Genomic DNA, 23,284 nt, shown 5'->3' with positions numbered 1-23,284 from the left:
GGGGACAGCGGGGGTTCACCTGGTAGCGTTGTCCAGGAATTTCCGTACGCCCACCGCCCTGCTTCCAGCGATCCACCCATGTACATATGGGCTCCAGTGGGAGCAGCCCGAAAGGACGACACCCCCATGAGCAACCCGTTGCTCCGCGACTTCAATTCCAAGCACACTACGCCTCCCGCCGCCCCGCAGTACGGTCAGCAGGGCGGGCAGTACGGACAGGCTCCTTCCGCCGAGCAGATGCAGGGCTGGTACGAGGCCCCCGCGGCCTCCGCCGAGCAGACCGGCCGGATGACCCTCGACGACGTCGTCATGCGCACCAGCCTCACGCTGGGCACGGTGATCGTCTTCGCCGTCATCGGCTGGGCCGTGCCCATGCTCGCTTTCCCCGCCATGATCGTGGGCCTGGTCCTCGGGCTGGTCAACGCCTTCAAGCGCGAGCCCTCCCCGGTCCTGATCATGGCCTACGCCGTGGCGCAGGGCCTGTTCGTGGGCGGTATCTCCGGGATCTTCCAGAGCATCTACCCCGGCATCGTGGTGCAGGCCGTGATCGGCACCATCGGGGTGTTCGCCGTCGTGCTGGTGCTCTACCGGCTCCGCATCCTGCGCACCAGCCCCCGCCTGACCAAGATCGTGGTCGCGGCCATGATCGGATACCTGGTCTTCGGCCTGGTCAACCTGGGCCTGTCCATGTTCGCGGGCTTCAACGTCCGCTCCGATGTCGAGATCTTCGGCCTGCCGCTGGGCGTGGTCATCGGCGGTATCGCGATCCTGCTGGCCGCCTACTCGCTGGTCATGGACTTCGAGAACATCGAGCACGGCATCGGCCGGATCGCCCGCAAGTACGCCTGGTCGGCCGCCTTCGGCCTGACCGTGACCCTGATCTGGCTCTACCTCGAGATCCTGCGCATCCTGTCCCTGCTCCAGCAGGACTGACGAGAGATTCCGGCCGGTGCCGTGACGATCCCGGTATCGTGACGGCCGGCTAGGACGAAGACCCCCATCCGTCACGGATGGGGGTCTTCGTCCTTCCGCGCCCGGTCCGGAGGGCGTGGAGAGTCAGCGCAGTTCCAGGGGCACCGGGGCAGGGGGCAGCGTTGCGGTGTGCCGATCGAGATGCTCGTGGTCGGGACGCCCCACGAACAGCCAGCCGAGCACCTCTTCGTCCTCCGAGAGACCGTAGAAGTCGGCGATGAGCTCTTCGTCCGGGCTCTTGCGGGGCGACCACTGCGTACCCCAGCCGCTCGCGAAGAAGGCGGCCTCCAGGAGCGTCCGCGCCGCGAAGGCCTGGCCCCGCTGGACCCGCTTGGGCTGGTCGAAGTCCTGCTGCGGCTGGAAGATCAGCGCGAGGGCCATCCCGCCGTTGGAGGCGAACGCCAGCGATCCGCGGAAAGCCGCCACCCGGCGCATGTGCTTGCCCTTCAGCCGGGGAGTGCTTTCACTGGGATCGGGCGTGTTCTTCATGCCCGACAACGCGGCAGCCAGCTCGGCGGCCTCGGAACGATACGTGCCGACGAGTCGCCAGGTCAGGGGCTCCTCAGTATCCTGGGGGCCGGCCGCTGCGGCTACGATCTTCTCGAGTTCCTCACGTGCAGGCGCCTCGGACGTTATGGCAGAGGCGCGGCGGCGCTGGGCGAGAATACGCAAGAAGTGGATGGACATATATCCATCATGGCACCTCGACGACTCGTGCGTGATGGCATACACGATGTCCGTCATCCGAATCAATCAATGCGAAAATGGTCATCATGTCCTCAACGAACCTTCGGCCGGAGGCCGGCCCGGAACCAGTGCTCACCGCCGGACCGGGATTGCCGGCCGGCTCTGAATCCGATGCAGGCGGCGTCTCCGTGTCCGTCCGCGTCGCGGCGGCGTGGTCCTGGCGGCTGATCGCGATCCTCGCCGGGGTCGTCGTGGCGGGGTGGCTGCTGAGCTACTTCACCTCCGTCTGGATCCCCGTCCTGCTGGCGGCGCTGCTCGCCGGCCTGGTGTCTCCCGCGGTCAAGTGGCTGCGGAGCAAGCACTTCCCCTCGTTCCTGGCGGCCGCCGTGGTGGAACTCGGGCTGATCGCGGTGGTCCTCGGCCTGCTGACACTGGCCGGCCAGCAGATCATCCTCGGCTTCAGCCAGCTCAGCGACTCCGCGATGCGCGGCATCAACACGCTGGTGGGCATGCTGGAGGATCTGCCGTTCGACATCTCGACGGACACCCTCAACGACTGGGTCGACCAGGCCTTCGCCGCGCTGCAGAACAACTCCTCCACCATCGTCTCCGGTGCGATCTCCTTCGGTTCCACCGCGGGGACGATCGTGACCGGCATGGTGATCATGCTGTTCACGCTGCTCTTCTTCCTGGCCGACGGGGAGAAGATCTGGCTCTTCCTGGTCAGGCTCTTCCCGCGCCCCTCTCAGCCCGCCATCAACGGCGCCGGACGCCGCGGATGGCTCTCGCTCGTGCAGTACGTGCGCATCCAGGGCTTCGTGGCCATGATCGACGCCATCGGCATCGGCCTGGGTGCGGCCATCCTGGGCGTGCCCCTGGCGGTGCCGCTGGGCATCCTGGTGTTCCTGGGTTCGTTCATCCCGCTGGTGGGTGCGATCGTGACCGGTGCGATCGCCGTTCTGGTCGCACTCGTCGCGAACGGCCCGTGGATCGCCCTGGCCATGCTGGGCGTCGTCCTGCTGGTCCAGCAGGTGGAGTCCAACGTGCTCCAGCCGCTGATCATGGGCAAGGCGGTCTCCCTGCATCCCTTGGCCGTGTTCCTGGCCGTGGCCACGGGTTCGGTGACCGCGGGCATCCTGGGCGCGCTGTTCTCCGTCCCGCTGCTGGCCGTCATCAATTCCGTGGTGCGCTACCTGGCGGGCCAGGGCTGGCGCAACGACCCCGACATCGCCTGGCAGCCCTACTACTTCCCGTGGGAGATCCGGAAGCTGGCCTCGAAGCAGGAGCTCACCCGCGAGCAGGTGCTGCAGCAGTTCCGGCGGTTCTCCCGTTCGCGGCACAACGAGGAGGCCAGCGAGCACAACAAGGAGGTCGAGAAGGCCACCGCAGAGCATGAGAAGGAGCTGGCCGTCGCCGCCGCGGAGACGATCCAGGACTCCGACCCGCGCCGGGAGGAACTGCTCCAGGAGCAGGTCGACGATCTCCGGGAGTCTGAGCGCTCCGCTCAGACCCATCCGCCGACGGGCGCGGAGACCTCCGAGGCTGCCCGGCTGCCGACCGGCCTGGGCCGGGACCTCGGGCGGGAGAGCGACGAGCGCATCGTGGGCAACCCCAACATCGATCCCCAGGACTTCCCCCAGGAGCGTCCCGGCTCCGAGACCGGGCGCCGTGGGGGCGAGGACGGGGCGGACAACGGGCCGAGGTCCGACGACGACGGGCGTCCGTGATGCTCGATCACGAGGTGTCAGCGCTCTCGTCCGACGCGAGTGCCGAAAGCAGGAAGATGACCCTGGAAGAACTCCCCGTTCAGCTGTCCGACATCGAACGCGCAGCAGCCCTCCTGGAAGGCGTGACGGAGAAGACCCCCGTCGCGCACTCCCGGGCGCTGTCCCGGATGATCGGCTCCGAGGTGTGGGTCAAGGCGGAGAACCTTCAGCGCAGCGGCTCCTTCAAGGTGCGCGGCGCATACAACCGCATGGCCCAGCTCTCCGAGGAGGCCAAGTCCCGGGGAGTGGTCGCCGCATCCGCTGGCAACCACGCTCAGGGCGTGGCCCTGGCGGCGCGCAGGCTGGGGATCCAGGCCACGATCTACATGCCCCGCGGTGCGGCTCTTCCCAAGGTCGCGGCCACCCAGGACCACGGCGCGGAGGTCGTACTGCACGGGGCCAACGTGGACGAGGCTCTTGCCGCGGCCCGGATCGCCGCGGAGGAGACCGGGAAGGTCTTCGTCCACCCCTTCGACCATGCGGATATCATCGCGGGCCAGGGCACCCTGGGGCTCGAGGTCCTGGAGCAGGTGCCGAACGTCGACACCGTCCTCACCGGCGTCGGCGGCGGAGGGCTGCTGGCCGGGCTGGCCGTGGCCATGAAGGCGCGTGAGGCGCAGGGAGGCCGCCCCGTGCGGGTGATCGGCGTACAGGCCGAGAACGCCGCCGCCTACCCTCCCTCGCTGGCCGGTGACGCCCTGGTGTCCCTCGAGAAGGTGTCCACGATCGCGGACGGCATCGCCGTGGGCCAGCCGGGACAGCTGCCCTTCCAGATCATCAAGGAACTGGCCGACGACGTCGTCACGGTCTCCGAGGACCGGCTGGCGGAGTCGCTGATCTTCATGCTCGAGCGCAACAAGCTGGTGGTCGAGCCGGCCGGCGTCGTGGGGGTGGCCGCCCTGCTGGACGGCAAGCTGCAGCAGACCTACGGGGATCTGGGCACCACGGTCGTGGTGCTCTCCGGCGGCAATATCGACCCCATGCTCATGCTCAAGGTGATCCAGCGCGGCCTGGCCGCGGCGGGACGGTACATGACGATCAAGATGATGCTCGTGGACCGGCCCGGTGAGCTGACCCATATCTCCAGCGTGATCTCCCGGCTGGACGCCAACGTGACCGGCGTGGACCACACCAGGATCGGCGGCTCCCTGGCGATGGGCGACGTCTCCATCACGATCGACATGGAGACCAAGGGCCACGCCCACTCCCGGCAGGTCCTGGAGGCGCTGGAGGCGGAAGGCTACCGCCCCGTCGTCGTCCACTAGACGGGCGGAGCCGGTCCGTGCAGCAGGCTCAGGCCGATGACCACGGGGACAGGAGACGACTGCGGGGCCCGGCGTACGCCGGGCCCCGCAGTCGTCGTTCAGCAGTCGTCGTTCACCTGGCCCGCCGTGCAGAGGGCTCAGCCGATGGTCTCAGCCGTGGAAGGGCTTGACCTCGAGGATCTCGACGGCGATCTCCTTGCCGTTGGGAGCCTGGTAGGACACGTTCTCGCCGGCCTTGTGGCCCTTGATCGCGGCCCCGATGGGGGAGTGATCGGAGAACACCTCCATGTCGGAGTCGCCCACCAGGTCCTCGGCCACTTCGCGCGATCCCAGCAGGAAGGTCATCTCGTTGCCTGCGACCTTGGCGGTGACCACCATGCCGGACTCGGCCACGCCGTCGTCGGCGGCCTTCTCGCCCACCACGGCGGTGTCCAGCAGAGCGGTCAGCTGGATGATACGGCCCTCGTTCTTGCCCTGCTCCTCGCGCGCCGCATGGTAGCCGCCGTTCTCCTTGAGGTCGCCCTCTTCGCGGGCGGCCTCGATGCGGTCGACGATCTCCTGCCGATACGGACCGGAGATGTAGTCGAGCTCCTTCTTGAGGCGGTCGTAGGCCTCCTGGGTCAGCCAGGCACCCTGGTTCTCGGGGGTCTCGGGCACAGTCGTCTTCTCTCTATCTGATGATGGTCCTCGGCCGATCGAACACGGCCGCAACGGGGGGCTCCGCAGGTGTTCCGCGCAGATGCCTCGAGCCCGGGGGCCGTGTGATCAGGCACCCCAGTTTAACGGATGGGGCGTGATCACCAGCACTCTGAGCTTCTCGGCCCGGCGGTTGCCGTCACGTTCGGCCATCCGGGCCCCGGTCAGTCGACGACCCAGCACTTCACGACCTGCGCCGAGTTGGCCTGATTGGTGGTGCGGATCTCCACCCGATGCGCGCTCGTCCGGCCCACGACCCGCTCGGGTGCGACCTCGGCGATCGTGGTCTCGGCGTAGCCCACCACGGCGTAGTTCTCGTTGAGGGCCTCGACGCCGCACCGGACGACGTCGTCGGGGTCCTTGGTGACCTCGAAGTCGGCGGTGATCCGGGAGGACGAGATCAGCTCGAAGCCCACGTCCTTGGTCGTTGGACGGGCCGCCTCCGTCACCACCAGCCAGATGACGAAAGCGCAGACGAGAACCGCCACCACGACCGCCCCCACGGTCAGCTGCCTCCTGGAGAAGCTGCGCGCGGGGCGGCGGGAGTAGCGCTGGCGCAGGCGCGCAGCGGCCTCGGCCTCGTGACGGGGGGGGACGGCGCTGGCTGACGACGACGATGCTGCGGGATGCTGCGGGCTGGAGGAGTCGACGTCGGGCATGCCTCCCAGTCTAAGGGCGCGGTGGCGAGTGCGCGTAGTATGGGGCGGGCTGCCCGGAATCCGCAGCACGCGGGTGGCACCCGGCCCGCACCATCACCCGAACCGATATCGGCCTCGCGCCGATGCCGAAGGAGCCTGTCCGTGCCTTCGTACTCCGACCTGCGCCTGCTGGCGGTCCACGCCCACCCCGACGACGAATCGTCCAAGGGTGCCGGAACCATGGCGCACTACCGCTCCATGGGCGTGGAGGTCATGGTGGCCACCAACACTGGGGGCGAGCGCGGCGACATCCTGAACAAGGCCATGGAGGGCGTGCCGCACGCCGAACGCGACCTCGCCGGGTACCGGCGGTCCGAGATGAGCGGGGCCGCCCGTGCCCTGGACATCCAGCACCGGTGGATCGGGTTCGTGGACTCGGGACTGCCCGAAGGCGACCCGTTGCCCCCGCTGCCCTGGGGATGCTTCGCCCTCCAGCCCGTCGAGCGCGCGGCGGCGCCCCTGGTCCAGCTGGTCCGTGAGTTCCGTCCGCACGTGATCCTCACCTACGACGAGAACGGCGGCTATCCGCACCCGGACCATATCCAGACCCACAACGTGGCCATGCACGCCTGGGAGACCGCGGGCGACCCCGAGGCCTACCCCGGGCTGGGCGAGCCGTGGCAGCCCCTGAAGATCTACTACGACAAGGCCTTCAACACCGAGCGTTTCATCGCCCTGCACGAGGCGCTGACCGAACGCGGCCTCGAGTCCCCGTTCGCCGAACGGATCGCGCACCTGCTCGAATCCCAGGACGCCGAGGGCAACAAGGCGGCTCTGGGGAAGCACCCCACCACGACCAAGATCTTCTGCCCGGAGTCCTTCGAGGTCCGCGAGGACGCCCTGCGCTGCCATGAGACCCAGGTGGCGCCGGACTCCATGTTCTTCGCGGTCTCCCCGGAGTTCCAGGCGGCCGCCTGGCCGTGGGAGGACTACGTCCTGGCCGGTTCGCGAGTGGATGCGCCGACCCCGGAGACCTGCCTGTTCGCCGGAATCGTGGACGAGGTCCGTCCCGAGCCGGACTACGCGCCCCAGCCGGACTGGCAGATCTAGCCCGTGCCTCCACCCCTGGTCCGCGCCTGACCCGACCTGTCTGTATCCGTAGCCCCGTACTCTTCGAAAGCCGAGTTGTTCCCCGCATGCTGACGCTGTTCCTGGAGGCCACGCCCTCCGCCGATCCCAACGAGCTCATGCCGGGGCTGGAGGCCGAGCAGGTCAGCCCGGGTGTGATCGGCTTCCTGGCCACGTTCTTCGTGGTGGTCGCACTGGCACTGCTGATCGTGGACTTCGTGCGCCGCCAGCGCAGGTTGCGCTACCGCATGGACTACGCCCGCGAGCGGGAGGCGCAGGAGGCTCGCGAGGCGCAGGAGAAGCGGGAGAAGGGCGAGGACCCCGGCCGTTCCTGAGACTCCGGCGGCCCCGTGGGCACCGGATCAGGCCTGGCGCGTGCCGACGGCCGACGGCGACGGCCGGGCTCAGGCGGCGGGGCCGGAACCGAGCATGGCGAACATGATCGCGATGTAGTGGCAGATGAACCCCACCACGGTCCAGGCGTGGAAGACCTCGTGGAAGCCGAAGGTGCGGGGCGTGAGAATCGGCCATTTCAGGGCGTAGGTGATCGCACCGGCGATGTAGGCGAGCCCGCCGACCGCCAGCATGACGGTTGCGACCGGCTGCACGGGCCAGAACTGCGGCAGGTAGCCCACGGCGATGCAGCCCATGATCACGTACAGGGGCGTGTACAGCCACCGCGGGGCGGACATCCACATCAGCCGGAAGATCACCAGCCCGAGCGCGCAGCCCCAGACGATGCTGAGCAGCGGCACCGGATTCTCCAGCAGGGCGATGGCCGTGGGGGTGTACGTCCCGGCGATCAGGAGTGCGATGTTGCAATGGTCCATCCGGCGCAGCATCGCGGTGACCCGCGGTGACCAGTAGCTGCGGTGGTAGATCCCCGAGACGCCGAAGAGCAGGAGGCCGGTGATGCCGAAGATCGCGCATCCGACGCGCAGCTCGAAGGTGGGCGCCAGGATCACGGCGACGAGCACCATCACGAAGGCGACGGGGGTGAACGCCGCATGGATCCAACCGCGCCAGGACGGTTTGCGGGGCACCGGCGGGTGGGCCAGCGTGGAGCCCAGTTTGTGCAATAACGGTGAATGCGCCACGGTCTCCATGACATCCGGGATGACCGGGACCGAGCGTCTCTTCTGCTGGGGCGGCTGCGTCACGGGTGCCTCCTCGGGCGAAAGTATGTGATACCTCCGGAACTGGGAACAATTCTAGTTCCCCCGCCGGGCCGGTGAACGCCTTCGTGAGCCACACGATAGATTGGGCCAAGCCATAGGAGACTGAGATCGCGATGACGAGACCCGGCCGGGTGGATCGTCGTGCTCGGCGCCCTGGGCCGGTTCGCGGGTACCTAAGAGGGAGAGGAAGCGGCATGGCCAAGATCGGGCCGATCTACCGGCTCTACGAGCAGCGCCTGACCGCCGATCTCGACGTCGAGAGGCTGCCCCATCACATCGGCGTGCTGGTGGACGGCAACCGGAGGTGGGCCAAGCAGTTCGGGGGATCGACCGAGGACGGTCACCGGGCCGGTGCGGAGAAGATCATCGAGTTCCTCGGCTGGTGCCGGGATCTGGAGATCCCGGTGGTCACCCTGTACGTGCTCTCGACCGAGAACCTCAAGCGACCCGCCGCGGAACTCGAGCCGCTCCTGGAGATCATCACCGGTCTGACCCGCCGGCTGCAGGAGGAACGGATCTGCCAGGTCCAGCCGGTCGGCACCCTGGACCTGCTCCCGGAGTCCCTGAGGGACCGCCTGGAGAGACTGCGCACGATCACGCAGGACAACCCCGGGCCGCATCTGAACATCGCGGTGGGCTACGGCGGGCGCCAGGAGATCGTCGACGCGGTCAAGGAGATCTTCACCGGAGCCCTGGACCGCGGCGAGGACATGCGCGAGCTGGTGGAGAGCCTCTCGGCCGATCACATCTCCGAGCACCTCTACACCCGCGGTCAGCCGGACCCGGACCTTCTGATCAGGACCTCGGGGGAGCAGCGGCTCTCCGGGTTCCTCATGTGGCAGTCGGCCTACTCGGAGTACTACTTCTGCGAGGCGCTGTGGCCGGATTTCCGGCACGTCGACTTCCTGCGGGCGCTGCGGGACTACGCGTCCCGGAAGCGACGGTTCGGCGGCTGAGTCTCACCGTGAGTCAAGTCACACAGCTGTCATTCACATGCCGTTCACGTGTCCACGGCCGGTGCATCGCGTCGGATGTGCCACCGTGGCATCAGGCGGCCGGTAACCGACGCCGGTCGTCACAACCGGAAGGACACCGCGATGACGACCATCAGCCCGGACCGGAACGCTGGGCATAGCTCGGACGAGGCCGTACCAGCCCGACCGGGAGTGCGCTCCTACGTCGTGGACACGTCGGTGCTGCTCTCGGACCCCCGGGCGATCCTCCGTTTCGCGGAGCACGACGTGGTGCTGCCGGTCATCGTGATCACCGAGCTCGAGGGCAAGCGGCACGATCCGGAACTCGGGTACTTCGCACGCAAGGCACTGCGCCTGCTGGACCAGCTGCGGCTCGAGCACGGCAACCTGAACAAGCCCCTGCCGCTGGGTGAGGACGGCGGCCGCCTGGTCGTGGAGCTCAACCACGTCTCGGACACGGTGCTGCCGCACAGCTTCCGCCTCAAGGACAACGACTCCCTCATCCTCGCTGTGGCCAAGAACCTGGCCGATGAGGGCCACGACGTCTGCGTGGTCTCGAAGGACCTGCCGATGCGGGTCAAGGCCTCGGCCCTGGGACTGGACGCGGACGAGTACCGCGCGGAGTGGGTCACCGGTTCCGAGGGCGAGTTCACGGGCACGGAGGAGCTGGACGTCGACGACGAGGTGGTGGGCCGCCTCTACGCGGATGAGTCCGTCGTCGTGCCCGGCACGGAAGGGCTGGTGACGAACACCGGGCTGATCCTGCATTCGGTGCGCGGGAACGCCCTGGCCCGGCTGCGTTCCGATGGCACCTCGAAGGTGGTGCGCGGCGATCGTGAGGTGTTCGGCCTCAGCGGCCGGTCGGCCGAGCAGCGCCTGGCGATCGACCTGCTCACGGACCCCGAGGTGGGCATCGTCTCCCTGGGCGGAAGGGCAGGCACCGGCAAGTCCGCGCTGGCCCTGTGCGCCGGCCTGGAGGCCGTCCTGGAGCGTCAGGAGCACCGTCGCATCATCGTCTTCCGTCCGCTCTACGCCGTGGGCGGTCAGGAGCTGGGCTATCTGCCGGGCACCGAGGACGAGAAGATGAATCCCTGGGGTCAGGCCGTCTACGACACCCTGGGCGCGGTGGTCTCCGAGAACGTCATGACCGAAGTGACCTCCCGGGGGTTGATCGACGTTCTCCCGCTGACCCATATCCGGGGCCGGTCCCTGCATGACGCCTGGGTGATCGTGGACGAGGCGCAGTCCCTGGAGAAGAACGTGCTGCTGACCGTGCTCTCGCGTATCGGGCAGAACTCCAAGGTCGTGCTCACCCACGATGTCGCCCAGCGGGACAACCTGCACGTGGGCCGTCACGACGGCGTGGTGGCGGTGGTCGAAGCCCTCAAGGGCCACGCCCTCTTCGGTCACGTCACCCTGACCCGGTCCGAGCGCTCGCCGATCGCGGCCCTGGTCACCGAGGTGCTCGAACGCGCCGAGATCTGACATCGGCGAGGCGGATCCCGCCGCCTCGCCGACGATGAGGTGCGGCGGCGGGGACGTCATGTAGCGTCAAATTCCTCAAAAAGTACTGAGAATAATCTGGGTAGGTACTGGGCAAGATGATGCCCTTTGGCGGACGTGCGCATGAATACCGATGTATACCTTGCACTTTCATTGATTTCCGGATGTAACGCTGGGCTGGCGCTTCGGGTGGCTCGTTCGATAACGGAAAGATCTCGGTGAGGCCAAATAAGTTGCGAATACATGTAGATCGGGGCTGATGCGGCCGGGATCGCGGGATGACTTTCCGCGGTCGGTCCGGCATAGTCCTGTCAGCGACGTATCGGGGGATATCTCGCGCGGCCCATTGGACTGATGGGCCGCATTTTTACGGCCTATCAGGGGATGGGTCGTTTCTTGGGGGAAGAAGAAATCCATGGCTGAATCGGCTATCGGGGGAGAAGTCCGCCTGCCGCGGAAAATCGCGCGAAAAGCGCTGAAAGTGCGGACGAGCTCCGGCGGAAGATGGGGACGGCGAGCCCGCAACGGCTCCACGGTCCCGGTCTTCTACGACCGGTCTGGCAAACGATGGTTCCGCCTGATCGGGATCCTGGTTCTCGCGGCGATCATCGCCGTGGGCAGCATGCTGTGGATCGTTCCGCAGGCCATGTCCCAGACCTGGGACCGGACGCTCAACCAGGATCCCAACTACGCGAGCGAGCTGCTGGCCACGGCGGACGTCGAGGACACCCCGCTGCTCGGGGAGCAGTCCAACCCCTTCTCGAGGGTGCTGCTGGTCGAGCACATCGACGGCCGCACCATGCTCACGGAGCCGTTCACGGGCGAGCACATCCGCGCCCTTGACCCGGAGGAGGAGCAGACCGTCGGCGACCATCCCTACGTGATGGAGCGGTTCGGGCAGCTGCAGGAGAAGCATCTCTACCTGACCTTCGACGACGGTCCCGATGTCACCTACACACCCGAGATGCTCGACGTGCTCTCCTCCGAGGGCGTGCCCGCGACCTTCTTCAACATCGGCTCCAACGTGGTGGAGCACCCCGATGTCTTCCAGCGCATGATCCGCGAGGGTCACATGGTCGGCAACCACACGATGACGCACGTGACCTCGTGGGACAGCAACGTCCGCAACCGCGAGGAACTGATCGCCACGGACCGCGTGATGCGCTCCACTGCGGACTACGCCACGCCGCTCTTCCGGCTCCCCACGGGCGACCCGGACAACAAGGCCTTCCCCATCATGCAGGCCCAGCAGCTGGGTTACCTGCACGTGGACTTCACCCTGGACACCGAGGACTGGACCTACAGCCCGGGCGACCGTATCGAGGTCCCCGAGCTCGACGGCAGCGGCCAGATCGTGCTCATGCACGACGGCGGCGGCGATCGCACGGCGTCCGTCGAGGCCCTCAAGGGCCTGATCGCCGAGGCCAAGGCCGATGGGTACACCTTCAGCACCCTGGCCCCCGTGCTGCCGGCCGGATACGAGCCCATCACCGACGAGAAGCCGGTCCTGGCCGATGAGGCCACCGCATTCGCGCTGACCGGCCTGCTGGTATGGCCCGACGTCACCATCACCTGGCTGTTCTGGTTCGGCCTGGGATCGCTGACCATCATGTCGGTGCTGTACGTGACGCTGGCCCTCGTGGGCCACCGGCGTCAGCGCCGGCGGGTGTGGCGGGAGATCCCGGAGGAGGAGCTGCCGCTCGTGTCGGTGGTCCTGCCCGTCTTCAACGAGGAGCCGGTGGTCCGCCGTACCCTCGAGGCGCTGCAGCGCAGCGACTACCCGAACTTCGAGGTGCTGGCCATCGACGACGGCTCGACCGACCGGACGCTCGAGATCATGCAGGACTTCGCCCGGACCTGGCCTCGGCTGAGGGTGATCACGCAGGCCAACGGCGGCAAGTCCGTGGCCAGCAACCACGGCATCGAGCAGGCCCGCGGTGAGATCGTCGTGACCCTGGACGGGGACACGCTCTTCGAGTCGCAGACGATCCGCATGCTCGCCCGCCACTTCTACGACAGCAACGGCAAGCGCCCCGTCGGCGCCGTGGCCGGGCACGTCAAGGTCGGCAACCGCAAGGGCGTGCTGAGCATGTGGCAGTCACTGGAGTACATCTCCGGTATCTGCGTCACGCGTATGGCCGAGGGCACCGTGGGCGCCATCTCGATCGTCCCGGGCGCCTGCGCGGCCTGGCGCCGGGATGTGCTCGTGGCTGTGGGCGGCTACTCCCACGACACCCTCGCCGAGGACGCCGACCTGACGATGACCCTGCAGGGACTGGGCTACGCGGTGGTGCAGGAGAACCAGGCCGTGGCCTGGACCGAGGCGCCCGTGACCGTCAAGGGCCTGGCCAAGCAGCGGCTGCGCTGGACCTACGGGAACATCCAGGCGCTGTGGAAGCACGCGGGGATGATCTTCCGCCCCAAGTACGGCGCCCTGGGCATGATCGCCCTGCCGTATGCGATGCTCTCGACCCTGATCCCGCTGGTGTTCCTGCCCCTGACCGTCGTGATGGCGGGGATCAACTTCGCGGGCGGCAACTGGCACCCCATCGCGTTGTTCGCGGGCTTCGTGATGCTCATCCACGGCGTGATCTGCGTGATCGCGATCTGGATGGTCAAGGAGAGCCCCCGCCACCTGCTCATGGTCCCCTTCTACCGGGTCATCTACGAGCCCCTGAGGGCCTACCTGCTCTACGCCTCCCTGATCAAGGCGCTCAAGGGCAAGGTCGTGGGCTGGTACAAGCCCGAACGCATGAACAGCGTCGCCGAGATTCCCGAGGCCCGCACGGCTCCCGTGCCCGCCACCGTGTAAAAAGCCGCCCCCGTGCCGCAGGGATCCCCACCCTGCGGCACGGGCATCATCCTTCGGTGCTCAGGTGTCGAAACCCTCCCGCAGCGCGGCGGCGAAGTCGCCGGTCTCCTGGTCCACGCCGCTGCAGAAGTCATTGGCCTCCGCCGGATCCCCGTTTTCAGGGGTGCACGCCCGGTCCCGGTTCGCAGACCAGTAGGTCATCCGCCCGACACCGTGTTCCTGGGCGAAGCGGTTGAGCTCGGCGGCGCCGTCGAGATCGAGGACCTCGTCCTCCACGTCGTTCTGCCCGATCATCGGGGTCAGCCCGATCCTGCCCCAGACCTCCTCCTCGGAGAGCTCCTGGCCGTGCTGGGCGTAGATCTCCTGCAACTGGCCGTGCACCGCTCGAGCGGTGTCCTCGGATGCGGCGGCCATGGACTGGTCCGCGGGCTTGGACTCGGAGTAGTTCATCGTCATGATGTTGACCCCGGCCAGCTCCACCTCGGCCTCGAGGATCTGGTTCACCACGGCCTGGGAGTCCTCGTTCAAGCCGTACGGAGAGGCGGGGAGCGTCACCCAGATCTCCAGGTCGTCGTACTCGCTCTGAAGCCTCGCCAGCGCCTCCGCCCGCCGGACCGCGGCGTCGGAATCGGTCAGGTCGTCCATCTCGACGTCGAAGTCGAGGGTCGTCACGCCATAACGATCGATCACGGAGCTGTACGCCTCGTAGAGCTCCGTCGTATCCGTGCACGCGGTCGCCAGCTCGGCACCCGCCGCGCCGCCGAAGGAGATCGCCACGTCGCCGCCCGAGTCCTGCACGGCGCGGACCTGGTCGTCCATGGACAGCCGGTCCGCGGCCTCGTCCAGGTCGAAGTATCCGCCCCACGAGGGGGAGCAGTCGGAGTCGGGATCGGCCACGACGAAGCCGAGCACCGTGCGCCCCATCTCCGGGCCGTGATCACGGAACTCGTAGTAGGGGTACGCCGTCGCGTTGACGTAGCTGCCGAACCACGGGGGCCTGGCCCCCTGCCCGCAGGCGCTCACGGTGAGCGCGGTGGCGGTGAGCACGGCGACGGAGGCGCAGAGACGGGTAAGTGGTCGCATCGGAGGACTGGTCGCTTTCGTTGGGGCGCAGCGGGAGGGGACGAGCCGAGGTCGCCGAGTACCGCGATCGAGGTCGTGCGCGCGGCTGCCCGTCCGCACGGTCCCCGGCCGGTGCGTACCCTTCCGAGTCTACGGCGGAACGGAGGGGCCGTGCGCCGCGGTGGAACGTGCTCAGGCCGTGAGCTCCGCCCGCTCCTCGCCGGACATCTCGTGAGCCGCCTCCACGTCGGCGGCCTCCTCGGCCGCCCTGGCGTGGGCATCCGGTCGCGGATAGGGCCGCACGGCCAGCCACACGCCTGCCGCCATGGCCACCATGACCGGGATCGTGGAAGTCCGCTCCAGCTCGGGCGGTCCGTGCAGGGTCTGTCCCCGCGGCGTGTACTCGGGGCCGAGCACCTGCGCGGCGAAGTTGTACGGAGAGTCGGTGAAGCTCCACAGCAGGAGCCCGATGAGCAGGGCGACCACGGCCCACTCCCAGACCGGTGCGTTCCTGGGTTCGGCCGGGAGCACCGCCAGGATCAGCGGGGCCACCCACACCCAATGGTGCTCCCAGGAGATGGGGGAGATCAGCAGCATGACGAGCGCGCCGATCAGGGTGGCGCTGTAGAGGTCGCCCGCGCGAGAGATCCGCCGGATGGCGAGCGCGCCGCCTACGATCACCAGCAGGATCAGCACCATGCGCAAGGGGGAGATCACCCCGTCCGGGAATCCCAGCAGGTGCAGCATCCCGTTGAGGGACATGTTGGAGATCCGGTCCTCCTGGCCGACCCGGCCGGTCTCCCAGAGCTGGGTGCCGAAGTAGGACCAGACCTCCCGGGGCAGGAAGAGGGCGGAGATCGCGATCGTCGTCGCCAGCCCGATTCCCATGCCCACGATCGTGCGCCAGCGTCCCTGAGCCAGGGGGACCAGCCCCATGGCGGCGGGGGTGACCTTCAGCCCCGCGGCGAAACCGGTCAGGATCCCGCTGCCCCAGCGGCGGGAGGGTCGTCGCGCCAGATCCGCCATGATCAGGATGGCCAGGAGAGTGTTGATCTGCCCGAGCGCGACGGTGAAACGCAAGGGGAAGAGGTTCCACAGCAGCCCGAGGACCACGGCGTAGGCGATCAGGCTGGGGACGACCTGCACCCCGAACCAGCCCCTGGCGAAGGGCGCGAGGCGCAGTACGAGCCAGGCGAAGACGCCGATCAGGACGGCCTCGACCGGAGCCACCACCTGCCATGCCTCCTCCAGGGTGAGACCGCCCAGGGGAGAGAAGATCAGCGCCGAGATCGGCGGGTAGGTGAACGGCAGCAGAGCCGAGCCGATGTTGACCAGACCGGGGTCGTAGAGCTCCGTGGCGGTGGGGTTGACGCCGTGCAGTACCTGGGCTGCGCGCCAGTAGACCTCCATGTCCAGCCCCGTGTTGGGGCGGGTGGCGACCACGTAGAACACGAATGCGACTGTCATCGCCACGTAGCCCGCCAGCATGATGGCCCTGGAGCGGGCCGGAACGGGGGCGGACGGAGCGGGAGGACGGGGAATCGCTACGGGGAGGCCGCGGAGTATGGAGGGCATGGGACCTTCTGGGACGGGGCAGCTGACGCTTGGCGGGGCAGGGGACGTGGCGCGAGGACCGGGCGCACGGGCAGCTTCCTCGAAGGGTCCACAGCCGGACCAAGCCTATTGCCTAGCGTCCATCCGGGGGTTCATTTCCCGGATCCTGGGTCATGTTCAGCCGGCTCGGGGTCACACAGCCGGGAGTCAGCCCCCGACCGTCCACGGCACGTGCTGAGAGACGTCGGTCAGGTCGAAGGACACCGGGGTGAAGAGGTCGTCCAGGAGATAGTCGTCCACGGCCTCGATCCGGAGCCGGTGCCCGGCCCCGGTGAGCGGGCCGCGCAGCACGGAGGTGGCGACGCAGATGCCCGTCTGCTCGTCGATGGTGACCAGCGTCGGGGCCGGGACCAGGGGGTGCCCCGGTTCCAGTGGCCGGTAGCTGATGCGAGGGCTGACGACGGCCCGGCGGACGCGGCGCCCGTTGTCACGGTCGAGGCGCACATCGGAGATGGCCGCGGGCTGCTGGGCCGAGAGGTACAGGGGAGCGGGATGGGCGCCCGCGATCTCGAACGGGTCCAGCACGGCCTGCCAGCGCCCGCCCCCGAAGACGGGGTCGCCGTAGGCCGCCTCGGGCCGGCGTTCGACCAGCCCCGAGCGGCGGTACACCGGCGCGACCAGCGACGGCTGGAGCAGCCAGGAGTCTGGGCGGGAGGCCACGTAGAAGTCCTCCAGGGATTTCCCGAGGGTCGTCGTCGTATAGACCGGTCGTCCGTCCAGCGTCTCCACGCGAAGGTCCTTGGGCCGGCGGATCCAGGCCCGGACCGGCGCGGGGGCGGTGTCCTCGGGGGCCCCCATGCTGGCGTCGCGAACGGCCGGACCGCTGGGATCGGCTGCCCGCTGCGGCAGGAGCCACTCGATCGTGAAACGCACGGTGTCCCAGCGCCACGGTGAGGACCTGCACAGCGCGGCGAACTCCTCGGGATCCGTTCCCGGGGCTGCGGTGGGGCGGCCGTACGGCGTGCTGGGCGACATGTTCCCAGTCTAGGGTCGGGCCCTTGCAGCCCATGCCGCGGGAGGGGCGAGAGGGCTGCGGAGGATTATCGATGAGTATTTGTTGACAGATCAACAGCTAATTCACAGGTCATGCTCCACGACGTCACGACCAGGCATGAGTGACTACCGTGGTGTACATGGGTGAGTACTTGACCCGCCACGCCTCGGCGGGGGACCTGGGGAGCCTGACGGCGACCTTCTTCGTGCTGCTCGCCTTGACCGGGCTGGCCCTGATCTCCACCTGGCTGGCATTCAAGGATGTCCGCGAGCACAAGCTGCCCGGTACGGTCGTCCGCCCGGCCTGGGCGGCGTCGGCCGTGCTGTTCGGCTCCGCGGCCGTGCTGTCCGGCGAGCCGTCACGTCTGCTGGGCATGGCCGGCGGGGCGGTGGTCCTGTGGCTGCTGTACTACCTGCTGCGCCGGGTGTCCCGTGGTGCCCTGGGGCGTGGAGACGTGCGCCTGGCGGGAATGCTCGGCACCGTCCTGGGATTCGCCTCCCCGTGGCACGTGCTGTGGGCTACGGTCCTCGGTTTCGTGGTCGGCGGACTGTATGCGGTGTTCCTCCTGATCTCCCGGCGCGCGGGTGCCGCCGACAGGGTCCCCTTCGGCCCAGCGATGCTCGCGGGGACCGCGCTGTCCCTCGTGCTCGTGTGAAAGGATCGGGGCATGCCCACGCCGGATTTCATCGTCGAACTGCGTCAGAAGATCGGTCAGGACAGCCTGTGGCTCGCCGGGGCGACCGCCGTCGTGCTCCGCGATGAGCAGGTGCTCCTGGTCAGACGTGCCGACAACGGGCGCTGGACCCCGATCACGGGCATCGTGGACCCCGGCGAGGAGCCGGCCGTCACCGCCATCCGGGAGTGCCAGGAGGAGACCGGGGTGATCTGCGCCGTCGAGGGCCTGGCCTGGGTCAAGGCCGGTGCCGAGAAGGCCTTCCCGAACGGGGACCGCTGCACCTTCCTGGATCACACCTTCCGCTGCCGCTGGGTCAGCGGCGAACCGGTGGTCAACGACGACGAGTCCAGCGAGGTCGGCTGGTTCCCCCTGGACGATCTGCCTCCCATCGCGGAGGAACTGCTGCTGCGGATCAGGATGGCCGTCGACTTCGACGGACGGACCCGTTTCGTGGCGAGTCAGGACTCCGCCGGATGAGCACGTCGTCAGCAGTGAACCCGTCGTCGCCGAAAGAGAGAACCTCCATGTCCGAGCAAGCCATCAACGCCGGCCCCGCAGCAGATGCGGCCGGCACCGCTGAGATCCTGACCGCGGACCTCTACGACGAACGCGGAGAGCAGCTGCAGTCCGTCTCGGTGCAGTTCCAGTCGGTGGGCGGCCGTACCCGCTTCCACGGCCCGGTCCGCACCATCCACTCGGTGGAGGACAACGCCCTGGTCAAGGCCGTCACCGCGGAACCCGGCGACGGAGCGGTGCTGGTGATCGACGGCGAAGGCTCGCTGCGGACCGCGCTCATGGGCGGGAACATCGCCCAGGCGGCTGCCGACAACGGCTGGGCGGGGGTGATCGTCCACGGCGCGATCCGGGACCGGTCGGAGATGGCCCGGCTGCCCCTGGGCATCAAGGCGCTGGGCAGCAACCCAAAGAAGAGCGCGAAGGAAGGCGCCGGCGAGGTGGACGCCGTCGTCACCATCGACGGCGTGGTCTTCCGGCCGGGCGCCATGGTCTTCTGCGACGAGGACGGGATCCTGGTCGAACGCTGACTTTTCCGCTTGAGATGTGAGTTGAGCCGCCCATCAGCTTCGATGGGCGGCTCAACTCACATCTCAAGCGGCGGTCAGCGCAGGGCGTTGGCGTTGCGCAGGTTCGAGCGGGCCATCGAGACCGCCTCGCCGGCGCCACGGTTGAGCACGACCTTGCTGATGGCCGTCGCGAAGCCGAAGACCTGCCCGCCCTTGATCTCCGGCGGCATGGACAGCGCGTTGGGGTCGGTGATGACCTCCACCAGCGACGGGCCCTGGTGGGCCAGCGCCGATTTCAGGGCGCCTTCGACGTCCTTGGCCTTGACCACCCGCTGGGCCTGGAAACCCACGGCCTCGGCGACCTTGGCGTAGTTGGTGTCCGGGACGTCCACGCCGAAGTCCGGGAGGCCGTCGACCAGCATCTCCAGCTTGACCATGCCCAGGGTGGAGTTGTTGAACACGACGACGGTCAGCGGCAGCTGGTACATCGCCGCGGTCACCAGCTCGCCCATCAGCATGGACAGGCCGCCGTCGCCGGACATGGCGACCACCTGGCGGTCCGGGTAGGCCACCTGGGAGCCGATCGCGTGGGGCAGGGCATTGGCCATGGAGCCGTGCAGGTAGGAGCCGATGATCCTGCGGGTGCCCAGCGGGCGGAGGTACCGGGCCGACCAGACGTTGCACATCCCGGTGTCGGCGGTGAAGATCGCGTCCTCAGCGGCGACCTGGTCCAGGACATCGGCCACGTACTCGGGGTGGATGGGGCTCAGGCGCTTGACGTTGCGGGTGTAGGCCCCCACGGCATGGTTCATGATCTTGTCGTGGCGCTTGAGGGTCTTCTTGAGGAAGCTGGTGTCCTTCTTGGCCGTGAGCAGGGGCAGCAGCGCCTGCACGGTCGGCAGCACATCGCCCTGGACCGGGTACTGGACTTCCGTGCGCCGGCCCAGGACGGCCGGGTTGCGGTCCACCTGGATGGTGGTGGTCTCGGGCAGGAACTGGTCGTAGGGGAAGTCGGTGCCGAGCATCAGCATCACGTCGGCGTCCTTGAGCCCCTCCGCCGCCGCGCCGTAGCCGAGCAGGCCGGTCATGCCGACGTCGTAGGGGTTATCGAACTGGATGGCGTCCTTGCCGCGCAAGGAGTGTCCGACGGGCGCCCCCAGCGTCTCAGCCAGCTGGATCACCTCGGCGTGGGCTCCGCGCACGCCGTCGCCCGCGAAGATCGCGACCTTCTTCGCCTCGTTGAGCACCCGGGCGATCTCCTGGACGCATTCGGGATCCGGCACCGTGGAGGCGGCCATGACCGGGGTCCACCCCGGGGTGGGCTCCGTGGCCTCGAGATCGGCGACATCGCCGGGCAGGGTCACGACGGCGACACCGTTGAGGCTCGTGGCGTGCTGGATCGCGGAGCGGAGCACGCGCGGGGACTGCGTGGTCGTCGAGATCAGCTCGCTGTAGACCGAGCACTCGTTGAACAGCCGGTCCGGGTGGGTCTCCTGGAAGAACGACTGGCCGATCTGGGCGGACGGGATGTGGGAGGCGATGGCCAGCACGGGCGCGCCGGAACGCTGGGCGTCGTAGAGGCCGTTGATCAGGTGCAGGTTGCCGGGGCCGCAGGAACCCGCGCACACGGCCAGCTCACCGGTCAGCTGGGCTTCGGCCGCTGCAGCGAAGGCGGCGGCCTCCTCGTGCCGCACGTGGATCCAGTCGATGCCGCCCTTGGCCGCTCCACCGGTCTGCCGGACGGCGTCCACCACGGGATTGAGGCTGTCGCCCACGATCCCGTAGATGCGCTTCACTCCGGCCTGCTGCAGCTGGGCGACGATCTGTTCGGCGAGTTTCATGAGTCCTCCATCGACGTTCGAAGCGCAGCCGGCCGGATCCGGCCGCATGTCACTGTCGATCGTATGCCTGCTGTCCAGCGCTGTTACCCCAGTGCCGGTGTGATCTGCGCCCGGCGGGGTCCGTTCGGCATGGAGACGCGGCCCGCGGCCGTTCTCCGGCCGCTGAACGTGAGAACCGCCACCCGACCACGGCGCAGGTGCGATGGTCGGGTGGCGGTCCGGTGAGTGCGGCTCAGAGCCGGCTGCCCGAGGCGCGGCTCAGGTGTTCGGCCCCGTCATGGTGGTCACGTCCAGCGCCGCGTCGAGCTGCTGCTCGGTGAGCTTCTCGCCGTCCACGTAACCCAGCTCCACGGTGGCCTCGCGCACGGTGACCTTGTTGGCCACGGCGTGCTTGGCGATCTTGGCCGCGGCCTCGTAGCCGATGGCCTTGTTCAGGGGGGTCACGATCGAGGGCGAGGCCTCCGCGAGGAACCGGCAGCGCTCCTCGTTGGCCGTCAGGCCGTCGATCATCTTCTCCGCCATGACTGTGGAGGTGTTGGCCAGCAGGCGGATGGACTCCAGGAGGTTGGCCGCCATGACGGGGATGCCCACGTTGAGCTCGAAAGCGCCGTTGGTCGAGGACAGCGCCACCGTGGTGTCGTTGCCGATCACCTGGGCGGCCACCTGGATGGCGGCCTCGCAGATCACCGGGTTGACCTTGCCGGGCATGATCGAGGAGCCGGGCTGCAGGTCCGGGATGGAGATCTCCCCGAGCCCGGTGTTGGGGCCGGAGCCCATCCAGCGGAGATCGTTGTTGATCTTCATGTAGGAGTAGGCGATGTTGCGCAGCTGGCCGGAGGCCTCGACCAGGCCGTCGCGGTTGGCCTGGGCCTCGAAGTGGTTGCGCGCCTCCGTGATGGGCAGGTCCGTCTCCGCCGCCAGCAGCTCGATGACGCGGGCGGAGAAGCCCGCGGGGGTGTTGATGCCGGTGCCCACGGCGGTGCCGCCCAGGGGGACCTCCGCGACGCGGGGCAGGGAGGCCTTGATCCGCTCGATGCCGTAGCGCACCTGTGCCGCGTAGCCGCCGAACTCCTGGCCCAGGGTCACGGGGGTCGCGTCCATCAGGTGCGTGCGGCCGGACTTCACCACGTCCTTGAACTCCGCCGCCTTCTTCTCCAGGGAGCCGGCCAGCGTCTCCATGGCGGGGATCAGCTCGAAGGACAGGGCGGCGGTCACGGCGACGTGCACGGAGGTGGGGAAGACGTCGTTGGAGGACTGCGAGGCGTTGACGTGGTCGTTGGGGTGGACCTCGGTCCCCGAGCCCTCGAGAGCCCGGGTCGCCAGGGTGGCCAGCACCTCGTTGGTGTTCATGTTCGAGGAGGTCCCGGAACCGGTCTGGAAGACGTCGATCGGGAAGTGCTCGTCGTATTCGCCGGAGGCCACCAGGTCGGCCGCGTCCTGGATGGCCTGCGAGCGCTCGCCGTCGAGCACCTCCAGCTCCAGGTTGGCCTGTGCAGCGGCCTTCTTGACCTGCGCCAGGGCCTTGATGTGCTGGCGCTCCAGCGTCTTGCCGGAGATCGGGAAGTTCTCCACGGCGCGCTGCGTCTGGGCACGGTACAGCGCGTCGACCGGGACCTTCACCTCGCCCATGGTGTCGTGTTCGATACGGAATTCAGCGGTGTTTTCTGCCATGGCCTCAGTCTATGGCCGGTGCCACATTCGTGACGACGGCGCCCCGGGCCGGTCGTGCTCCGGCCCGAGGCAGCCGGGAACGTCCTGTGCTCAGCCCTGGGCGAGGGCGTCGCCGTGCTGGTAGATGAGCTCGGCCTTGCCGTCGGAGAGGTTGTAGAAGAGCCCGACGATGGCCAGCTCCCCCCGTTCCACGGCGGCGGCGATGCACTGCGACTGATCCAGGATGCGCTCGGCGACCAGGCGGACGTTCTCGACGACCATGTCGTTGACCGTCGTGCTGCCCGTGCGCTGCCCCTCCAGCACGGCCGGGGTGATGCGTTCGACCAGCGAGCGCTGGAAGCCGCGGGGCAGCTTGCCGCTCTCGACGGCTCCCTTGGTGGCGGTGACCGCGCCGCATGAGTCGTGGCCGAGGATCACGATGAGCGGGACGTTCAGGGCCTCGACGGAGTACTCGAGGGTGCCCAGCACGGCGTCGGCCACGACCTGCCCGGCGGTGCGCACCACGAAGGCGTCGCCCAGCCCGAGGTCGAAGATGATCTCCGCGGCCAGCCGGGAGTCCGAGCAACCGAAGATCGTGGTGAAGGGATGCTGGGCTGCGGCCAGGGCCTGCCTGCGGCTGGCGTCCTGGTTGGGGTGCTCGGCCCCGTTCTGCACGAACCGGGCGTTGCCCTCGCGCAGCTTCTCCCAGGCCTCCTGCGGGCTCAGGTTCTGGGGCTCGGAGGGGCGGATCTCTGCATTCATGGGTTTCTCCTGGCACTCGCCGTTGGATTCTGGACGGAACGTCC

General features: G+C 68.3%; 21 protein-coding genes. 11 read left to right on the top strand and 10 right to left on the bottom strand.

Translation table 11 applies throughout. From position 1 onward, the window contains the following. The first annotated feature begins 126 nt into the window (after positions 1-126). Entirely contained in the window at positions 127-933 is an 807-nt protein-coding gene (locus tag FCK90_RS05485) for a Bax inhibitor-1/YccA family protein (protein ID WP_158033298.1), read from the top strand. A 123-nt stretch (positions 934-1,056) separates the two neighbouring features. Here the strand turns inward: FCK90_RS05485 and FCK90_RS05480 are convergent, their stop codons facing one another. Next, positions 1,057-1,659, bottom strand: a complete 603-nt coding sequence (locus FCK90_RS05480; RefSeq protein ID WP_158033297.1) for a nitroreductase family protein — start codon at positions 1,657-1,659, stop codon at positions 1,057-1,059. Between the two features lie 86 nt (positions 1,660-1,745). On the opposite strand from FCK90_RS05480, the gene FCK90_RS05475 reads away from it, so the two are divergent. Together FCK90_RS05475 and ilvA are read left to right on the top strand one after the other, a co-directional pair. Next, positions 1,746-3,386 carry an AI-2E family transporter gene (locus FCK90_RS05475; RefSeq protein ID WP_158033296.1) on the top strand — a complete coding sequence of 547 codons (1,641 nt, stop codon included), beginning with the start codon at positions 1,746-1,748 and terminating at the stop codon, positions 3,384-3,386. Between the two features lie 56 nt (positions 3,387-3,442). After that, positions 3,443-4,690: a threonine ammonia-lyase gene (gene ilvA, locus FCK90_RS05470; RefSeq protein ID WP_158033295.1), complete on the top strand. Its 1,248-nt coding sequence runs from the start codon at positions 3,443-3,445 to the stop codon at positions 4,688-4,690. A gap of 150 nt (positions 4,691-4,840) precedes the next feature. On the opposite strand, the gene greA is transcribed toward ilvA, so the two are convergent. Then, complete coding sequence (gene greA / locus FCK90_RS05465; RefSeq protein ID WP_158033294.1) at positions 4,841-5,347, bottom strand: transcription elongation factor GreA; 507 nt, start codon at positions 5,345-5,347, stop codon at positions 4,841-4,843. Positions 5,348-5,550: 203 nt separating this feature from the next. Beyond that, a complete protein-coding gene (locus FCK90_RS05460) occupies positions 5,551-6,045 on the bottom strand; it encodes a DUF4307 domain-containing protein (RefSeq protein WP_158033293.1) in 495 nt (164 codons plus the stop codon). Between the two features lie 141 nt (positions 6,046-6,186). Between FCK90_RS05460 and mca the strand changes: the two genes are divergently transcribed. Together mca and FCK90_RS05450 are read left to right on the top strand one after the other, a co-directional pair. After that, positions 6,187-7,134, top strand: a complete 948-nt coding sequence (mca, locus tag FCK90_RS05455; RefSeq protein ID WP_246180018.1) for a mycothiol conjugate amidase Mca — start codon at positions 6,187-6,189, stop codon at positions 7,132-7,134. 86 nt (positions 7,135-7,220) lie between these two features. After that, positions 7,221-7,487, top strand: a complete 267-nt coding sequence (locus FCK90_RS05450; protein WP_158033292.1) for a hypothetical protein — start codon at positions 7,221-7,223, stop codon at positions 7,485-7,487. A 69-nt stretch (positions 7,488-7,556) separates the two neighbouring features. On the opposite strand, the gene trhA is transcribed toward FCK90_RS05450, so the two are convergent. After that, the gene (trhA, locus tag FCK90_RS05445; RefSeq protein WP_246180017.1) at positions 7,557-8,312 is read right to left on the bottom strand and encodes a PAQR family membrane homeostasis protein TrhA; all 756 of its coding nucleotides are present in this window, start codon (positions 8,310-8,312) and stop codon (positions 7,557-7,559) included. A gap of 212 nt (positions 8,313-8,524) precedes the next feature. On the opposite strand from trhA, the gene FCK90_RS05440 reads away from it, so the two are divergent. The 3 genes from FCK90_RS05440 to FCK90_RS05430 all read left to right on the top strand — a co-directional run bounded on the left by FCK90_RS05440 (position 8,525) and on the right by FCK90_RS05430 (position 13,619). Next, positions 8,525-9,286: an isoprenyl transferase gene (locus FCK90_RS05440; protein ID WP_158033291.1), complete on the top strand. Its 762-nt coding sequence runs from the start codon at positions 8,525-8,527 to the stop codon at positions 9,284-9,286. Between the two features lie 75 nt (positions 9,287-9,361). After that, the gene (gene phoH2, locus FCK90_RS05435; protein ID WP_158033290.1) at positions 9,362-10,789 is read left to right on the top strand and encodes an RNA 5'-3' helicase PhoH2; all 1,428 of its coding nucleotides are present in this window, start codon (positions 9,362-9,364) and stop codon (positions 10,787-10,789) included. A gap of 433 nt (positions 10,790-11,222) precedes the next feature. After that, positions 11,223-13,619, top strand: coding sequence for a bifunctional polysaccharide deacetylase/glycosyltransferase family 2 protein (locus FCK90_RS05430; protein ID WP_158033289.1), 2,397 nt, complete (start codon positions 11,223-11,225; stop codon positions 13,617-13,619). 60 nt (positions 13,620-13,679) lie between these two features. Here the strand turns inward: FCK90_RS05430 and FCK90_RS05425 are convergent, their stop codons facing one another. The 3 genes from FCK90_RS05425 to FCK90_RS05415 form a co-directional block, all read right to left on the bottom strand. Beyond that, positions 13,680-14,702, bottom strand: coding sequence for a chitinase (locus FCK90_RS05425; protein WP_158033288.1), 1,023 nt, complete (start codon positions 14,700-14,702; stop codon positions 13,680-13,682). Positions 14,703-14,873: 171 nt separating this feature from the next. Next, entirely contained in the window at positions 14,874-16,256 is a 1,383-nt protein-coding gene (locus tag FCK90_RS05420) for a glycosyltransferase 87 family protein (protein ID WP_158033287.1), read from the bottom strand. 186 nt (positions 16,257-16,442) lie between these two features. Continuing rightward, a complete protein-coding gene (locus FCK90_RS05415) occupies positions 16,443-17,270 on the bottom strand; it encodes a hypothetical protein (protein WP_158033286.1) in 828 nt (275 codons plus the stop codon). 158 nt (positions 17,271-17,428) lie between these two features. Here FCK90_RS05415 and FCK90_RS05410 point away from each other — a divergent pair, with 158 nt between their 5' ends. Genes FCK90_RS05410 through rraA form a run of 3 tightly spaced genes read left to right on the top strand, consistent with a single transcriptional unit; the run spans position 17,429 to position 19,008 of the window. Next, positions 17,429-17,944 carry a prepilin peptidase gene (locus FCK90_RS05410; RefSeq protein ID WP_158033285.1) on the top strand — a complete coding sequence of 172 codons (516 nt, stop codon included), beginning with the start codon at positions 17,429-17,431 and terminating at the stop codon, positions 17,942-17,944. A 12-nt stretch (positions 17,945-17,956) separates the two neighbouring features. Then, entirely contained in the window at positions 17,957-18,442 is a 486-nt protein-coding gene (locus FCK90_RS05405; protein WP_158033284.1) for an NUDIX hydrolase, read from the top strand. A 47-nt stretch (positions 18,443-18,489) separates the two neighbouring features. Further along, positions 18,490-19,008, top strand: a complete 519-nt coding sequence (gene rraA / locus FCK90_RS05400; RefSeq protein ID WP_246180015.1) for a ribonuclease E activity regulator RraA — start codon at positions 18,490-18,492, stop codon at positions 19,006-19,008. 74 nt (positions 19,009-19,082) lie between these two features. On the opposite strand, the gene FCK90_RS05395 is transcribed toward rraA, so the two are convergent. From FCK90_RS05395 to FCK90_RS05385, 3 genes are all read right to left on the bottom strand, one after another. Then, entirely contained in the window at positions 19,083-20,828 is a 1,746-nt protein-coding gene (locus FCK90_RS05395; RefSeq protein WP_158033282.1) for a pyruvate dehydrogenase, read from the bottom strand. Positions 20,829-21,086: 258 nt separating this feature from the next. Then, positions 21,087-22,499 (bottom strand): class II fumarate hydratase, encoded by a 1,413-nt coding sequence (locus FCK90_RS05390; RefSeq protein ID WP_158033281.1) that lies wholly within the window; start codon positions 22,497-22,499, stop codon positions 21,087-21,089. Between the two features lie 90 nt (positions 22,500-22,589). Beyond that, complete coding sequence (locus tag FCK90_RS05385) at positions 22,590-23,177, bottom strand: carbonic anhydrase (protein ID WP_425481688.1); 588 nt, start codon at positions 23,175-23,177, stop codon at positions 22,590-22,592. Positions 23,178-23,284: the final 107 nt, after the last annotated feature.

The organism is Kocuria coralli (assembly GCF_008831305.1).
Classification (GTDB): domain Bacteria; phylum Actinomycetota; class Actinomycetes; order Actinomycetales; family Micrococcaceae; genus Kocuria; species Kocuria coralli.
Note: the sequence above shows the minus strand (reverse complement) of the source record. Positions and strands in the feature narration are given on the sequence as shown.

What these genes read in the sequence shown, in the direction of transcription:
- FCK90_RS05485 (WP_158033298.1), top strand. Translation starts at nt 127, where the DNA reads ATGAGCAACCCGTTGCTCCGCGACTTCAATTCCAAGCACACTACGCCT.
- FCK90_RS05480 (WP_158033297.1), bottom strand. Translation starts at nt 1,659, where the DNA reads ATGTCCATCCACTTCTTGCGTATTCTCGCCCAGCGCCGCCGCGCCTCT.
- FCK90_RS05475 (WP_158033296.1), top strand. Translation starts at nt 1,746, where the DNA reads ATGTCCTCAACGAACCTTCGGCCGGAGGCCGGCCCGGAACCAGTGCTC.
- ilvA (WP_158033295.1), top strand. Translation starts at nt 3,443, where the DNA reads ATGACCCTGGAAGAACTCCCCGTTCAGCTGTCCGACATCGAACGCGCA.
- FCK90_RS05460 (WP_158033293.1), bottom strand. Translation starts at nt 6,045, where the DNA reads ATGCCCGACGTCGACTCCTCCAGCCCGCAGCATCCCGCAGCATCGTCG.
- FCK90_RS05450 (WP_158033292.1), top strand. Translation starts at nt 7,221, where the DNA reads ATGCTGACGCTGTTCCTGGAGGCCACGCCCTCCGCCGATCCCAACGAG.
- FCK90_RS05440 (WP_158033291.1), top strand. Translation starts at nt 8,525, where the DNA reads ATGGCCAAGATCGGGCCGATCTACCGGCTCTACGAGCAGCGCCTGACC.
- phoH2 (WP_158033290.1), top strand. Translation starts at nt 9,362, where the DNA reads ATGTGCCACCGTGGCATCAGGCGGCCGGTAACCGACGCCGGTCGTCAC.
- FCK90_RS05430 (WP_158033289.1), top strand. Translation starts at nt 11,223, where the DNA reads ATGGCTGAATCGGCTATCGGGGGAGAAGTCCGCCTGCCGCGGAAAATC.
- FCK90_RS05425 (WP_158033288.1), bottom strand. Translation starts at nt 14,702, where the DNA reads ATGCGACCACTTACCCGTCTCTGCGCCTCCGTCGCCGTGCTCACCGCC.
- FCK90_RS05420 (WP_158033287.1), bottom strand. Translation starts at nt 16,256, where the DNA reads ATGCCCTCCATACTCCGCGGCCTCCCCGTAGCGATTCCCCGTCCTCCC.
- FCK90_RS05415 (WP_158033286.1), bottom strand. Translation starts at nt 17,270, where the DNA reads ATGTCGCCCAGCACGCCGTACGGCCGCCCCACCGCAGCCCCGGGAACG.
- FCK90_RS05410 (WP_158033285.1), top strand. Translation starts at nt 17,429, where the DNA reads ATGGGTGAGTACTTGACCCGCCACGCCTCGGCGGGGGACCTGGGGAGC.
- FCK90_RS05405 (WP_158033284.1), top strand. Translation starts at nt 17,957, where the DNA reads ATGCCCACGCCGGATTTCATCGTCGAACTGCGTCAGAAGATCGGTCAG.
- rraA (WP_246180015.1), top strand. Translation starts at nt 18,490, where the DNA reads ATGTCCGAGCAAGCCATCAACGCCGGCCCCGCAGCAGATGCGGCCGGC.
- FCK90_RS05395 (WP_158033282.1), bottom strand. Translation starts at nt 20,828, where the DNA reads ATGAAACTCGCCGAACAGATCGTCGCCCAGCTGCAGCAGGCCGGAGTG.
- FCK90_RS05390 (WP_158033281.1), bottom strand. Translation starts at nt 22,499, where the DNA reads ATGGCAGAAAACACCGCTGAATTCCGTATCGAACACGACACCATGGGC.